Raw genomic sequence first — 14,070 nt, forward strand, 5'->3', positions numbered from 1 at the left:
GGATCTATTGTGAAACGTATTTTGTTAATTACTTCAACAATGTTATTGCTGTTTGGCCTATCGGTGAGTGCAGAAGCTGCAACCGCTTCCCAAAAGCTCACCAAAGTAAGCCTAATGCTTGATTGGTTTGTTAACCCAAATCATGGTCCGATTATTATTGCTCAAGAACGCGGGTATTTTAAACAGCATGGAATCGAGGTTGATATTCAGCAACCTGCCGATCCATCATTACCACCGAAATTAGTCGCCGCCAATAAAATCGATCTTGCCGTTTCTTATCAACCCAATTTAACGATTGATGTCGCTGCTGGCTTACCTTTAATTAAAACCGCCACTCTAATTGCGACACCGCTTAATACATTGATGGTATTAAAGAAAAGTGGCATCACTGATTTATCACAACTGAAAGGTAAAACCATTGGTATTTCAGTCGCAGGTAATGAAGATGCAACTATTGGCACCATGCTTGCTGATCACGGAGTGAAACTAAGCGATGTCAATATCGTTAATGTCGGCTGGGCGCTATCATCTTCATTAGCATCAGGGAAAGTTGATGCTATTTGGGGTGGATTACGTAACTTTGAAACCAATCAATTAGCGTTAGAGGGCTACCCGACTACGTCCTTTTTCCCTGAAGAGAACGGTATTCCTAGTTATGATGAATTGATCTTTGTTGCCAACAGCAAACATTATAACCGCCAAGCGATCACCGCTTTTAATACTGCTATCGCACAAGCAACCACCTATATCATCAATCATCCAGATGCTGCGTGGAAACAGTTTATTCAATACGCACCCGATACGTTAGATAACAAGCTTAACCATAATGCATGGAACGACACTTTAACGCGGTTTGCTTTGCGTCCTGCGGCTGTCGACTTTAAACGCTACGATGATTACGCCCAATTTCTATTTAAACACCACGTTATAACGCAACTGCCTCAAGCTAAAAATTATATTGGCAGCTTCTAAGGAGAGATCACATGACATACCAAGATTTAATTGATGCTTGCCAACCCCAGTGGACCACCTATACCCAGCACCCATTTGTGATGCAACTTGGCCAAGGTACACTGCCCCACCATTGTTTTATGCATTATTTAAAGCAAGATTTTTTATTCTTAAAACAATATGCACGCGCTTATGCATTAGCGATTTATAAAGCTCGCACCTTAGCCGATATGCGTCGAGCACTACCAAGTGTGACCGCTTTATTGGATCATGAAATTGCGCACCATATTGATTACTGTGGCGCTTGGCATTTAACCGAACAAGATATGGAACAAGAGCCAGAAGATGTCGCAACAGTCGCTTACACTCGCTATGTATTAGATGCAGGTATGCAAGGGGATATCATTGATTTATATGTCGCCCTTGCGCCGTGTGCGATTGGTTATGCTGAAATTGGCAACTTGCTGGCTAATGATACAAAAACCGTGTTTGACAATAATCCCTACCATAGCTGGATTGCATTATATAGCGGTGAAGAGTATCAACAAGGAGTTGCCACCGCGACGGTATACCTTAATAACCTCCTTGCAGAAATTTCGCTACACAGTCAACGAGGTCAGCAACTGGTTCAAACCTTTAAAGTCGCAACCGAAATGGAAATCGCGTTCTGGCAACAAGGGCTCAATGCCGGAACTAGCAACACAAGGGCTATTAACCATAAATCAGGAGCTGTCGATAATGCATAACTCATCACAACACACAGCGACTTCAGCTTCATTAACTGAAAGCATTATCACGGCACTGGCGCTGGTCAGAGAACAAAAACCATTAGTAGTTAATATCACCAATTATGTAGTGATGAATAATACTGCCAACGCCTTATTAGCCATTGGTGCGTCACCTATTATGGCGCACTCACGTCAAGAAATGGCTGAGATGATGCACATTGCAGGATCATTAGTGATCAATATTGGCACCCTTGATAGTGAATGGATTGAACGGATGCTATTTGCCGTTGAACAAGCTAATGCCAATAATAAGCCGATAGTGTTAGATCCTGTCGGCTGTGGCGCAAGTGTATTACGCACCCAAACTGCCCGCACTCTGGCAGCGAATGCCAATAATCTGATCATTCGTGGTAATGCATCTGAAATCATTGCCCTTGCAGGTGAAACCAGCCAAACCAAAGGCGTTGATGCGCTTGATAGCAGTGATACCGCATTAACCGCCGCACAAGCATTAGTCGCACAATACCAAGCTAATGTGGTTATCTCAGGTGAAGTTGATTATGTAGTGACAGCGTCACAGACCATCAGCCTTCGCAATGGCCACCACATGATGCCTTATATCACTGGTATGGGCTGTTCATTAACCGCATTAACAGGTGCATTTGCGGCTATTGGAGAAACTTCAGGGCTGGCAGCTACTGCAATCTATGCCATTGTCGGTGAAATCGCCGCCGAGCAATCAGCAGGCCCGGCATCATTACAACTCAATATTATTGATGGTTTATATCACATCAGTGCTGAGCAAATTCAGCAGCGACTAAATATGGCAGTAGTAGCGTCATGATAACCCGCAATCACAATCCTTACTTATTGTATTTAGTGACTGACGATCAGCAGAGCCTCAGCAGACTTGAACATGTTGTCCGTGAAGCCGTTGCGGGTGGTGTAACAATGGTACAAATTCGTGAAAAACACGGTGATGTACGAGCATTTATTCAGCGCGCTCAAACCGTTAAAGCGATTCTGCAACAGGCTTATACGACAACAGGTCGTCATATCCCCTTAATCATTAATGATCGAGTAGATGTTGCCTTAGCGGTGGATGCTGATGGGGTACATTTAGGCCAAACGGATATGCCTGTTGCACTGGCTCGACAACTGTTAGGGAAAGATAAACTGATTGGACTGTCAATTGAAACTGAGCAACAACTCACCGACTGCGCCAGTCTACCGATTGATTACATTGGTCTCAGTGCTATTTTTGCAACAGCGACTAAAACCAATCTGATCACTCATTGGGGATTGGAAGGTCTGCAACGTACAGCAGCAATATGTCCATTTCCGATTGTGGCGATTGGTGGCATTAATCACACTAATTTGACTGAAGTGATGACAGCAGGAGCTGATGGGGTTGCGATTGTTTCAGCAATAAGTCATGCCGACAATCCTTGCCAAGCGACAACAGAAATATTAGCTGCTATAAGCACGAATAAACAACATCAAAATAAATAGAATAACGTTAGTTTCTACAATAAATATAAATAACAAACAATAATCAAGGTAGCTGAATATACCTTGGTTATTGTTTGAAAGATTATATAAAATAGCGATCGACTTACTTTTAATCTTGCTGTGGTGCTCGTGGTGGCATTGTCGCTCGTTCAATACTGCACTCATACGAGCCCATTTCAAACTCACGGCAAATCCACGGTCGATTTTCATAAATAGTACAAAGCAAAGTATCGCGATCAACAGCGGCACACCAGCCATCATCAAGGCGTAGCATCACTTCACCGCCCCACTCATCAATATCAATGTATTCTTCAGGTACACCTGTGTCTGTAATGATCATTACTTCCAAACGGCAACAGCATGCTTGGCACGTACTGCAAGTCATGGTTGGATCAGGTTCAGTGCTTATATTGGTTATATCTATGGTCATATTTATCATCGCCATGTTTTCTTGCGCGCATAGTAACGCAAACCTCTATTAAAAACACGGGCATCGTAGCAATGGTTAATATCGCTATTCATTCAAAATGTAATATAAAAATAAATATCCCCCCTATTTTAGTGATTACTTTTATATTATTCACTTCCTATATAGATTTACGTTCATAACCTAAAAATCCATGCTATTGTAATAAAATCAATAACAAATTTTTAACCAAAAGGATGGTTATGCACGATATTACTACAATGACAGTCACGGTATTTATGGGTTTCTTTGCCATGATGAATCCCATTGCCAATACCGCTGTTTTTGTCGGCATGACAGGAAGTCAAACGCCAGAGCAACGTAAAAAGACCGCCTACAAAGCCCTTACCGCCGCTTTTTTTATCATCGCCACCTTCTGTCTTTTAGGTAAAGGGATCTTTGAATTATTCAGTATTACCCTACCAGCTCTACGATTATCCGGCGGTATTTTAGTCTTTCTAGTCGGCTATCATATGTTACAAGGTGATAGTTCAAAAATGCATTCTGAATCGAAAACTGATGATACTAACGACGAAAAAGACATTTCTATTTCGCCACTGGCATTACCGATTCTTGCAGGCCCAGGTACTATTGCGACAGCGATGAATTACTCAGCTTCAGGTTCATTTCTACATACAATCATTACAATTGTGGCTTTTGCAACCTTATGTTTAATTACCCTCGTATGCTTTCTTTATGGTCCGAAACTGGTTGATAAAGTCGGTGAAGCGGGGATCACAATTACCACGCGTCTAATGGGATTGATTTTAACGGTTATCGGTATGCAAATGTTAATTCAAGGCGTACATGATGCTTTCTTGTTGTTTGATACTGCTAACTTAGCGAAATAATCCACTTAAATTCATCACCCTTCCTCTTGATAACAGCCTTAGTCTTTCTTTTTACAAGGCTGTTATCTTACATTGGTTACATTTTCGCCCTCGACATTTACAAACAAACTTCTGTATAATGCGCCCCCTTACACATCATCTCTGTTTTCGTGCGTCTTCTTTTGGCTGTTACTGCCAAAAAATCATCGAATAAAACTGCTAGGAATACCTCTTGATATCTACCGCAAACATTACAATGCAATTTGGTGCTGAACCATTATTTGAAAATATTTCAGCTAAATTTGGTAACGGTAACCGCTATGGCCTTATCGGTGCTAATGGTTGCGGCAAATCAACCTTTATGAAAATTCTTAGCGGTGCGCTTACACCAAGTGCGGGCAACGTGTCTATCTCTCAAGGACAACGTTTAGGTACCCTAAGCCAAGACCAGTTTGCATTTGAGCAATACACGGTTGTGGACGCGGTTATCATGGGTGATGCTGCATTATGGAAAGTAAAACAAGAACGTGACCGTATTTATTCTCTGCCAGAAATGACAGAAGAAGACGGCATGGCTGTGGCTGAACTTGAAAGCGAATTTGCTGAAATGGATGGCTATACGGCAGAAAGTCGTGCCGGACAGTTACTTATTGATGCGGGTATTGATGAAGAACTGCATTACGGTTTAATGTCACAAGTAGCGCCAGGTTGGAAATTGCGTGTGTTATTAGCACAGGCATTGTTCTCAAACCCTGATATTTTGCTACTTGACGAACCAACAAACAACTTGGACATTCACACTATTAACTGGCTTGCAGGCGAGTTAAACCAGCGTAAATGTACCATGATCATTATTTCTCACGACCGTCACTTCCTAAACTCTGTGTGTACTCACATGGCAGATATCGACTACGGTGAGCTACGTATTTACCCAGGTAACTACGAGAAATTCATTGAAGCATCAACGCTAATTCAAGAGCAACTATTATCTGAAAATGCGAAGAAAAGTGCTGAAATCAATGAGCTACAAGATTTCGTAAACCGTTTTGGTGCCAATGCTTCAAAAGCAAAACAAGCAAGCTCTCGCGCTAAGAAAATGGATAAAATCAAGCTTGATGAAGTGAAGTCTTCAAGCCGCTTAAAGCCATCATTACAGTTCAAGCCGGGTAAAGCACTTTACCGTCAGGCGTTGATTTTAGAAGAACTGGCTCATGGCTTTGATGGCGAAACCTTATTTGAAGGTGGCGACTTAATCCTAGATGCGGGCTCTAAATTAGCTATCATCGGTGAAAACGGCGTTGGTAAAACAACCATGCTACGTTGTTTAGTCAATGAACTAAAACACAACCATGGTGTTATCAAGTGGTCTGAAAATGCTTCTATCGGCTATTGCCCTCAAGATAGCTCATCTGAGTTTAACAATGATTTAGGTATCTTTGATTGGATTTCGCAATGGCGTACAAAAGATCATGATGATCTCGCCGTACGTAGCATTCTAGGTCGTTTATTGTTTACTGCTGATGATATTAACAAGAAAGTAAAAAACTGTTCTGGTGGTGAGAAAAACCGTCTATTATTTGGCAAACTAATGATGCTAAATATTAACGTTCTGGTTATGGACGAACCAACGAACCACATGGATATGGAAGCAATTGAAGCGCTAAATAACGCCTTAAAAGTGTACGAAGGTACGTTAATCTTTGTTAGCCATGACCGTGAATTCGTCTCATCGCTAGCAACACGTATTATTGATATTCGCGATAAAAAAGTGGTTAACTTCCACGGTACATTTGACGAATACATGTCAAATCTTGCCCTTGAAGAAAAAGTCGCTTAATAACGCTGATCAGCAAGTTATGCCATTGGTATAACTTGCTGTATTTCTTTCATTACTTTTACTGCTTTTGTTACTTTTACTTTAATAAAACTTATTTAGTTGCACATCGCGCACAAAGTGACAACGTCACTCATCTATATACACCCTATCATACTAGCTTGCTACTATCTGTGACATTACCCATCCAGTATGAGCTGCCGTTACGCCTGTCGATGGATGCTGTTTACCTTCTAGCAACTGTTTACGCATATTATCCACATGATACAACTGAATATTAGTGGGATTTTCAATCACGATCTGCTGTTGTTTATCGGCGGTGATCACCTCTATTGGCGCTTCATCAAATACTGAAAAATGTATTTCGCCTTGGCTACCATATATCACTACTTTATCTTGGCGCGAATGACCACCAAAATTCCAACTACCACAGCCCGTCACCCCATTTGTATGTAACCAGCATGCACTCACAGCATCTAATGCAGTATACAAGTGCTGTTGATTAATGCCTACGCCTTTTACTGTTGCAAAATCACCTAACAAATACGCGAACAAATCTAATCCGTGACTCGCAAGATCATCAAAATATCCACCAGCAGCAATCATTTTATCGGTGCGCCAATTGTATTGTTGTGAAAGATCCATTGGATTTGCGGGTTTATTCAAATGCCAACTGATATGACGTATATCGCCAATGTCACCATTTTCAAGCAACTGTTTTACATGATTAAAACGCGGTAAGGAACGACGATAGTACGCAACAAACAAAGGTATTTCTGCCGTTTCAAATGCTTCAACAATAGATTGGCAATCGGCATAACTGGGAGCAAGAGGTTTTTCAACACAACAAATCTTCCCCGCTTGTGCAACTTTTAACGCTAACTCCTTATGGCTATCAGGAGGAGTTGCGATATAAACCGCATCAATCGAAGGATCATTAATTAACGCATCAGCATCCACATAAACCGTCGCGATATTATGTCGCGTTGCGTAATCATGAGCTAAGGCTTGGTCGCGACGTGTAACCGCCGCTAAGGTGAAATTTTCCACTTTATGGTAAGCAGGACCACTTTTCACTTCGGTTACTGCACCACAGCCAATCATGCCCCAACGGATCATGTTCGTGTTCATTATCTGAGTCCTTTTGATTTTCTTTATAGCGTTTGTCTATTAAAAATAGCGAATTCCAACGATAACCAGCATATATAATCTGTGTTAACTACAGTTTATGATATAAATTACGTATACTGCGAGCAACCATCTTAACTAGATAATCCTCATGACTAGTATTACTTTGATCACCAATGTCGGCAATATCGACATCAGCCTTAATAAACAAAAAGCCCCAGTTACTGTACGTAATTTTATTCAATATTGTCGTGACGGCTTTTATAACGATACCATTTTTCATCGTGTTATTAATGGCTTTATGATTCAAGGTGGTGGTCATACTGCTGATTTACTCGAAAAGCCAACTCGTGATCCCATTGTAAATGAAGCAAATCGTGGCCTTAAAAACACGTTAGGCACCATTGCAATGGCCCGCACTGATGCGCCGCACTCAGCAACCGCACAATTTTTTATCAATCTCGCGGATAACGATTGTCTTGATTACACAGCAACAACTAATAATGGCTGGGGATATACGGTTTTTGGTGATGTGACAGCCGGAATGGATGTGGTCAATCATATCGCGCAAGTAAAGACCACAACGATGCAAGGGCATGAAGATGTTCCATGTGAAGCTATCGTTATCAATCAAGTGATCATTAACGAATAATGAGTGATCTTTCGTATAATTAACTGATTGTATTGATAGATAAAGGGATAAAGAGGGAGCGAATGATGATTATCACCGCTCCTACTATTACTGTGGTTAATTAGCGTGATAACGATTTTGTTTTCAGAATAATCTCAGCGTGTTCTGCTGATATCGGCATCACTTTTAATGCATGTACATTACTGCCACCGGTGTTACCAATTGGCGCGCTATCAATAGCAGTTAAACATACCGCGCCAATAATGCGCACCAACTGGCCAGTAATTTCTTTAAAATCACGCTGTTTTAATGCCCAACATAACATTAAGTAATGTACCTTTACATGCCAATATGTGGATTCTTGCCCAAGTACATGTGCATTTTCTAAATGTCGAAATGCCGCCGCTACATCACCTTTTTTCTGAGCACGATACGAACGCATCATTTCTCTTTTAATATAAGGTGCGATATTGTGACTAAAATTACTCATTGTCCCTCCGAGTCATTATTCATCCTTAAATAATTAGCCTACAATGGTTGTTTTATTATTATGGTTGCAATGTTACTGCTGTACCAAATGCTAATAGTTCGCACGAACCGTCCATGATTGCACTGGTTGTAAAGCGAATACCGACAACAGCATCTGCACCTAATGCTGCGGCATCCTCTTCTAACCGTGTCATCGCTTGGCTACGAGCTTCATTAAACATCTCGGTATATCCTTTCAGCTCACCACCAATAATCGTTTTTAAACCTGCCATAATGTCACGGCCGATATGCTTTGATTGCACAACATTACCCGTAACTACACCCAGTATAGCGGTAATCTCATGCCCAGGAACGGTTTCAATTGTTGAAAAAATCATTTTGTGAAACTCCTCTTAAAATCACGCACTCAATATTCATCAATAAAATACACGATCATGCTCAATCACCACTTATTTTGTACTGATTGAGCATAATATTATCTCTTGTTAGTGATGGCCTTATACCCACAGATAAGCAAGTTAATCATGGCTGTAATAACATTAGAGTTATTGTATTCTTCCATTACATAAATAAAGTTAGACTTAAAATGCGCAACCGCTTCTGCGCTAGTGTCAGCAAAAATCACATCATCCTCAATCTCAAACCCGGCTGCCAATAATTGTTGTTTCTGCGTTATAAATTGCTTATCCGCCATATCTAAATAGGTAAATTTCTCGCGATTTGAATGCGGTAAACAAAAAAACTGATATTTAGCCATCACATATTCACTGCTATCATTGATTATTCATTAATAGCATATTTTCATCACTAAAAACGTATTTTTCATTACACTATTTTGATTTATCGCACAAAAAATAATAGCGCTATAAATTTAATAAATAAGCAGTTATTTTTATAAATCACTACAACTGCATGTTACAGCCGGAAGATAAGTCATTTTATTATCACGGAATAACATCATTGCAGTATTTATTATGGCTAAGATATCATTCTCATTTTTAGTTAATGGCTGCTCATAAACCCAACCACCACAGCCATAACCCACAAGTGGCAAGCTTTTACTGTCTATCGATTGATCTTCAGCGATCTCTATAACAATAGTGGTCGAGGTTGATGATAAGCACCATGAATAACCTTGTACTTCCCCATAACCTGTTATTTTTGAATCAATATTAATCTCACCACAATAGTTTTCATTGTTTATTTTAATCATTATCTTGGCCTACTTTTATTATTAACTCAGAGTATAGAGCGCATCATGTTTACTATCATAAGGAACTTTAAATACAAAAAATAACAAAATATCAATTTATAAGTATGCAAAAACAACCACATACTTTAAGTTAAACTTAACCTATCTTTATTTATATTCAAATTTACAAAATAAAAAATAGCGCTATAGTTTATATATCGTTGAATAAACATAACAATACAACTGCTGTAGTTGATCTTTATATCGATATTTAAAGATAGAGGTAATGTCATATCTCATCTAAAAAGATAAATCCTATACGCTATTAATCAATGACACTTTCATTAAAAAGTATATTTATGTCCACAAATAAACAACAAATCGAGCTACAAAAAGAGATGGGACCTAATTGGTTTGCATCCGTTATGGGTACTGGTATTATCGCCAATGCAGCTGTAGGTTTACCTTTTATAGGCAAAGACTTAGTAGGATTTGCAACCGTCGTTTGGTTAATTGCTTTTGCAATGCTGATCGTTATGACTATCGTAAAAACTTACCAAACAATTGCTAAACCCCATATCATTAAACGTCAATTTAACGATCCAGTGATGTCCCAATTCTTTGGTGCACCACCGATGGCATTTCTCACCGTTGCTGGCGGTACGTTATTATTAGGCCCTCACCTTTTCGGACAACATCTAGCCCTAAATATTGCTTGGCCACTCTTTTGGATTGGTACTATCAGCGGCATTATCACGGCCATTATTATTCCTTACCGTTTATTTACTCATAATGAAGTTCATGACGATGCCGCTTTTGGGGGGTGGTTAATGCCCGTTGTTCCGCCAATGGTATCAGCGACTATTGGCTCAATGTTCTTATCCCACATGGCGCATTCTGCAGCACAACAAAGCTTACTTTATGGCATGTATGCCTGTTTCGGTATGAGTTTAATGGCGTCAGTAATTATTATTACTTTGATCTGGAGCCGTTTAGCACACGCAGGTACGTCAGGTAGTGCTCGTGTGCCAACGCTATGGATTGTATTAGGACCTCTAGGTCAATCAATTACTGCGGCGGGTTGTCTGGGTACAGCGGCGATGTTTACTGTCAATGAGCCTATTGCGAGTGCAATGAATGTGATGGCAATTTTATATGGCGTGCCTATTTGGGGCTTTGCGATGTTATGGTTCTGTGTCGCAGCATTGTTAACCCTACGTGCTATGCGCCGTAAAATGCCATTTGCATTAACATGGTGGGCTTTTACCTTCCCCGTAGGTACATGTGTAACAGGCACAACACAATTAGCACTTCATACTGGTTTACCTGCTTTTCAATGGGCGTCCATTATTCTATTCGCCTTCTTGATTTTAGCATGGGTCACCGCTGCTTTAGGAACATGCAAAGGCTTTAAACACGGTAAGATTTTTAATAATCCAACCGCTGTAGTGCATATTAAATCGAAAAAAGGCAATAACTGATAGTCAGCACATCCTGTGATATTTAATGGTTATTAATTACATATCACAGGATTATTTGAACAACAGGAACTTAGGCTGCCGTTACTTTATTAGCACGTAAGCTTCCAATAACATTCACTAATGCACCTATGACTATCATTGAACCTCCCGCTAACGTCCATGCTGACGGCACTTCACTAAAGACTAACCAACCTAAAATGATCGAGAACACCACTTGAATATAAGAATACGCGGTTGCTTTACTTGCCACTTCTACTTTCATCGCTTTGGTTAAGCCCACTTGACCAAACTGGGTAAAAATACCCACGAAAAGTAATAAGAACATCGCCTCTGTAGTTGGCATAACAAAATCATCGCCCAGTAATAGCACTGATAATGGCAGGGCAATCAATGGGAAATAAAGAATAATTACCGAACTATCTTCCGTGCTACTCAACCGCTTCACAATAATATAAGACACCCCACTACCAAATGCCCCTAGCAGTGCAATACCAATACTAAATAATGGTAACTGCTGAACATGATCTAACGTCAGTCCTGGCCCCACCATCAGTAATAACCCCATAATTGAGCACAATATACAAATAATGGTACTTATATGGATTTTTTCTTTAAGGAAAAGGATCGCTAACACCGCCGTAAAAACAGGATTAAGGTACTGTAAAATGGTTGCTTCGGCTAAAGGTAGCGTTGAGACCGCATAATATACACAAATTAATGACAATGAACCTGTAATACCACGGGTGAGTAATAGCTTGCGATTATTACCCCAGATATCAATCCGTTTACGTTTAACATCAGCGTAGCTAATCAGCAATGATACCACTGCACGCGCAGCAACAATTTCAAACACCGGAATACCATAAGTATGGACTAATTTCACACAGCTCGACATTAATGCAAAGGCAAACGCTGACATCAGCATATATCTGACGCCAACAGGTATTTTATTCAAAGAAAAATTGGGCATAGGAAGCAGTTCATTAACATAAACGACCATTTTATGAAAATAAACCTCAACCTCGCAAGTGTTATATCACTCACCACCTTTTATGATTTGAATTATTATATTGGTGCTTACGGCTGAAAAATGAACTGAAAATTAACAAGATGAGATTGTCATTACTGATATGGTCATTTATTCCAACAAGCATAAAATAAAAATCAATTTTATAAACTTAATTAACGACCATGAAAAAACTACCTTTATTAGCATGTGCAATTGCCAGTTTACTTGGTACTCAAGCGGCAAGTGCGTGTACCACTCTGCTTGTTGGTGATCAAGCTTCAACCAATGGTGCCTATTACATGGCACGTAATGAAGACTATAAAGCAATCTGGGCGAAACACTTTGTTCTTCACCCCCATGCAGTAAATCAAAAAGGCGAATTCCATTCCAATACTGATGGTTTTACTTATCCTTACCCTAAAGTGTCATTGGCTTATACATCAATGCAGGATTGGGATACTCATGATAAAACCATGGGTGAAGTGGGTTTAAACTCAGCAGGTGTAGGGATTACATCGACCGAAAGTCTGACTAACCGAAAAGCCGCACTGGCCGTCGACCCTTATAATGTTAAAAATGGTATTAATGAAGATTCAATCGAAAATGTGATTTTACCTCGTATTCACAGTGCTAAAGAAGGCGTTGAGTTACTAGGTAAAATCATTGAAGAGCGAGGAGCATCACAAGGCTTTGGGGTTGGATTTATTGATAAAACCGGAATTTGGTATTTAGAAACAGGCAGTGGTCATCAATGGATGGCACGTAAAATTCCTAAAGATGCTTATTTCATTTCAGGTAACCAATCACGTTTAAAACAATATCTACCGAATAACAGTGATTATCTCGCCTCTCCAACATTAGTTTCTTTTGCTGAACAACATGGTTTGTATGTTGCAAAAGCTAATCAACCTTTTGATTTCCATGATGCTTATGCCACCACTGGCGGCCAAGAAAATATCACTTATAACTACCCTCGCGTATGGATTGCACAACATATTCTAAACCCAAGCCTTAAAACACAAATTGATCGCGACCAACCAAACTACCCAGTCTTCTTAACACCGACACATAAAATCTCCCTTCAAAAAGTGGAAGAAATTATGCGTAATCATTATCAAGGCACTGCGATGGACCCATATGCAAATGCGGATCCACTCGGTCACTATCGTCCAATTTCGGTATTCCGTTGTGCTGAATCACATATCATTGAAGTACGTCCAAACCTACCGATTGCGATTGGTGAAACAGAATACATTAATCTGGGTATGACTGCGCTTGGGGTTTACATTCCTTTCTATCAAGGAACCACTGAAATTCCATATGGTTATGATATCGGTACAGATGTCGCGAGTAATGATTCTATCTTCTGGGATATGCGTAAACTACAAACCTTAGGTATGGCGAATTGGAAACAAAACGAACCTATTATTCGTGCTGCCTACGATAAATACGAAACTGATACTGCTATTGCTCAGAAAATAATGGAACAAAAATACCTTAGCCTTTATAAGCAGCATCCAGAACAAGCGACAGCTTTAATTAATAAATTTGAAAAAACTGCCACAGATAATGCATTAAAAGTTACCAATGAATTGTTTACGACACTAACTCAAAAAGCAGATATGGCGTCACACTTCGCAGGGGCATAACCTGAAACGTAACCTAATGTATAGTTTGAAATTGCATTAAACCTTAGTACTTATTTAACCTTTAAAAGCGTCATTGTTGGCGCTTTTTTGTTACATTCAGCAAGGGCTCATGCTTGATCTTAATCTTCCCCACCCGCGCCCCCATCAAAAACAAATCATATCCCCACTAA

16 protein-coding genes are annotated in these 14,070 nt (G+C 39.9%); 9 read left to right on the forward strand and 7 right to left on the reverse strand.

Annotation, left to right across the window (positions count from 1 at the left end; genetic code table 11):
- The first annotated feature begins 9 nt into the window (after nt 1-9).
- From CZ809_RS03945 to thiE, 4 genes are read left to right on the forward strand one after another with little or no spacing between them, the layout of a single operon-like run.
- Nucleotides 10-972: an ABC transporter substrate-binding protein gene (locus CZ809_RS03945; RefSeq protein ID WP_370738012.1), complete on the forward strand. Its 963-nt coding sequence runs from the start codon at nt 10-12 to the stop codon at nt 970-972.
- An 11-nt stretch (nt 973-983) separates the two neighbouring features.
- The gene (gene tenA / locus CZ809_RS03950; protein ID WP_080156114.1) at nt 984-1,697 is read left to right on the forward strand and encodes a thiaminase II; all 714 of its coding nucleotides are present in this window, start codon (nt 984-986) and stop codon (nt 1,695-1,697) included.
- The gene (gene thiM, locus CZ809_RS03955) at nt 1,690-2,523 is read left to right on the forward strand and encodes a hydroxyethylthiazole kinase (RefSeq protein WP_080156115.1); all 834 of its coding nucleotides are present in this window, start codon (nt 1,690-1,692) and stop codon (nt 2,521-2,523) included. The genes tenA and thiM overlap by 8 nt, the downstream gene beginning before the upstream one ends.
- Nucleotides 2,520-3,191 carry a thiamine phosphate synthase gene (gene thiE / locus CZ809_RS03960; protein WP_080156116.1) on the forward strand — a complete coding sequence of 224 codons (672 nt, stop codon included), beginning with the start codon at nt 2,520-2,522 and terminating at the stop codon, nt 3,189-3,191. The genes thiM and thiE overlap by 4 nt, the downstream gene beginning before the upstream one ends.
- A gap of 109 nt (nt 3,192-3,300) precedes the next feature.
- On the opposite strand, the gene CZ809_RS03965 is transcribed toward thiE, so the two are convergent.
- On the reverse strand, nt 3,301-3,621 hold the full coding sequence (locus tag CZ809_RS03965) for a YkgJ family cysteine cluster protein (protein ID WP_080156117.1): 321 nt from the start codon (nt 3,619-3,621) through the stop codon (nt 3,301-3,303).
- Nucleotides 3,622-3,860: 239 nt separating this feature from the next.
- Here CZ809_RS03965 and CZ809_RS03970 point away from each other — a divergent pair, with 239 nt between their 5' ends.
- Together CZ809_RS03970 and CZ809_RS03975 are read left to right on the forward strand one after the other, a co-directional pair.
- The gene (locus CZ809_RS03970) at nt 3,861-4,508 is read left to right on the forward strand and encodes a MarC family protein (protein WP_080156118.1); all 648 of its coding nucleotides are present in this window, start codon (nt 3,861-3,863) and stop codon (nt 4,506-4,508) included.
- A gap of 211 nt (nt 4,509-4,719) precedes the next feature.
- Nucleotides 4,720-6,324 carry an ABC-F family ATPase gene (locus CZ809_RS03975; RefSeq protein ID WP_080156119.1) on the forward strand — a complete coding sequence of 535 codons (1,605 nt, stop codon included), beginning with the start codon at nt 4,720-4,722 and terminating at the stop codon, nt 6,322-6,324.
- A 153-nt stretch (nt 6,325-6,477) separates the two neighbouring features.
- On the opposite strand, the gene CZ809_RS03980 is transcribed toward CZ809_RS03975, so the two are convergent.
- Nucleotides 6,478-7,452, reverse strand: a complete 975-nt coding sequence (locus CZ809_RS03980; protein ID WP_080156120.1) for a Gfo/Idh/MocA family protein — start codon at nt 7,450-7,452, stop codon at nt 6,478-6,480.
- Between the two features lie 148 nt (nt 7,453-7,600).
- On the opposite strand from CZ809_RS03980, the gene CZ809_RS03985 reads away from it, so the two are divergent.
- On the forward strand, nt 7,601-8,101 hold the full coding sequence (locus CZ809_RS03985; protein WP_080156121.1) for a peptidylprolyl isomerase: 501 nt from the start codon (nt 7,601-7,603) through the stop codon (nt 8,099-8,101).
- Nucleotides 8,102-8,201: 100 nt separating this feature from the next.
- Here CZ809_RS03985 and CZ809_RS03990 read toward each other — a convergent pair whose 3' ends face one another.
- The 4 genes from CZ809_RS03990 to CZ809_RS04005 form a co-directional block, all read right to left on the reverse strand.
- Complete coding sequence (locus tag CZ809_RS03990; RefSeq protein ID WP_080156122.1) at nt 8,202-8,570, reverse strand: DUF3703 domain-containing protein; 369 nt, start codon at nt 8,568-8,570, stop codon at nt 8,202-8,204.
- A gap of 58 nt (nt 8,571-8,628) precedes the next feature.
- Nucleotides 8,629-8,946, reverse strand: coding sequence for a YbjQ family protein (locus tag CZ809_RS03995; RefSeq protein WP_080156123.1), 318 nt, complete (start codon nt 8,944-8,946; stop codon nt 8,629-8,631).
- Nucleotides 8,947-9,044: 98 nt separating this feature from the next.
- A complete protein-coding gene (locus CZ809_RS04000; RefSeq protein WP_080156124.1) occupies nt 9,045-9,326 on the reverse strand; it encodes a hypothetical protein in 282 nt (93 codons plus the stop codon).
- 135 nt (nt 9,327-9,461) lie between these two features.
- Nucleotides 9,462-9,782: a hypothetical protein gene (locus CZ809_RS04005; RefSeq protein ID WP_080156125.1), complete on the reverse strand. Its 321-nt coding sequence runs from the start codon at nt 9,780-9,782 to the stop codon at nt 9,462-9,464.
- A gap of 338 nt (nt 9,783-10,120) precedes the next feature.
- On the opposite strand from CZ809_RS04005, the gene CZ809_RS04010 reads away from it, so the two are divergent.
- Nucleotides 10,121-11,242: a TDT family transporter gene (locus tag CZ809_RS04010; protein WP_080156126.1), complete on the forward strand. Its 1,122-nt coding sequence runs from the start codon at nt 10,121-10,123 to the stop codon at nt 11,240-11,242.
- Nucleotides 11,243-11,312: 70 nt separating this feature from the next.
- Here CZ809_RS04010 and CZ809_RS04015 read toward each other — a convergent pair whose 3' ends face one another.
- A complete protein-coding gene (locus tag CZ809_RS04015; protein ID WP_080156559.1) occupies nt 11,313-12,212 on the reverse strand; it encodes a DMT family transporter in 900 nt (299 codons plus the stop codon).
- A 221-nt stretch (nt 12,213-12,433) separates the two neighbouring features.
- On the opposite strand from CZ809_RS04015, the gene CZ809_RS04020 reads away from it, so the two are divergent.
- On the forward strand, nt 12,434-13,900 hold the full coding sequence (locus CZ809_RS04020; RefSeq protein ID WP_080156127.1) for a C69 family dipeptidase: 1,467 nt from the start codon (nt 12,434-12,436) through the stop codon (nt 13,898-13,900).
- The last annotated feature ends 170 nt before the right edge of the window (nt 13,901-14,070 follow it).

Origin of the sequence: Photobacterium piscicola, assembly GCF_900166965.1 — a bacterium.
GTDB classification, from domain to species: Bacteria; Pseudomonadota; Gammaproteobacteria; order Enterobacterales; family Vibrionaceae; genus Photobacterium; species Photobacterium piscicola.

Coding starts and splice junctions, on each gene's coding strand:
- tenA (WP_080156114.1), top strand. CDS start 984: ATGACATACCAAGATTTAATTGATGCTTGCCAACCCCAGTGGACCACC.
- thiM (WP_080156115.1), top strand. CDS start 1,690: ATGCATAACTCATCACAACACACAGCGACTTCAGCTTCATTAACTGAA.
- thiE (WP_080156116.1), top strand. CDS start 2,520: ATGATAACCCGCAATCACAATCCTTACTTATTGTATTTAGTGACTGAC.
- CZ809_RS03965 (WP_080156117.1), bottom strand. CDS start 3,621: ATGACCATAGATATAACCAATATAAGCACTGAACCTGATCCAACCATG.
- CZ809_RS03970 (WP_080156118.1), top strand. CDS start 3,861: ATGCACGATATTACTACAATGACAGTCACGGTATTTATGGGTTTCTTT.
- CZ809_RS03980 (WP_080156120.1), bottom strand. CDS start 7,452: ATGAACACGAACATGATCCGTTGGGGCATGATTGGCTGTGGTGCAGTA.
- CZ809_RS03985 (WP_080156121.1), top strand. CDS start 7,601: ATGACTAGTATTACTTTGATCACCAATGTCGGCAATATCGACATCAGC.
- CZ809_RS03990 (WP_080156122.1), bottom strand. CDS start 8,570: ATGAGTAATTTTAGTCACAATATCGCACCTTATATTAAAAGAGAAATG.
- CZ809_RS03995 (WP_080156123.1), bottom strand. CDS start 8,946: ATGATTTTTTCAACAATTGAAACCGTTCCTGGGCATGAGATTACCGCT.
- CZ809_RS04000 (WP_080156124.1), bottom strand. CDS start 9,326: ATGGCTAAATATCAGTTTTTTTGTTTACCGCATTCAAATCGCGAGAAA.
- CZ809_RS04005 (WP_080156125.1), bottom strand. CDS start 9,782: ATGATTAAAATAAACAATGAAAACTATTGTGGTGAGATTAATATTGAT.
- CZ809_RS04010 (WP_080156126.1), top strand. CDS start 10,121: ATGTCCACAAATAAACAACAAATCGAGCTACAAAAAGAGATGGGACCT.
- CZ809_RS04015 (WP_080156559.1), bottom strand. CDS start 12,212: ATGCCCAATTTTTCTTTGAATAAAATACCTGTTGGCGTCAGATATATG.
- CZ809_RS04020 (WP_080156127.1), top strand. CDS start 12,434: ATGAAAAAACTACCTTTATTAGCATGTGCAATTGCCAGTTTACTTGGT.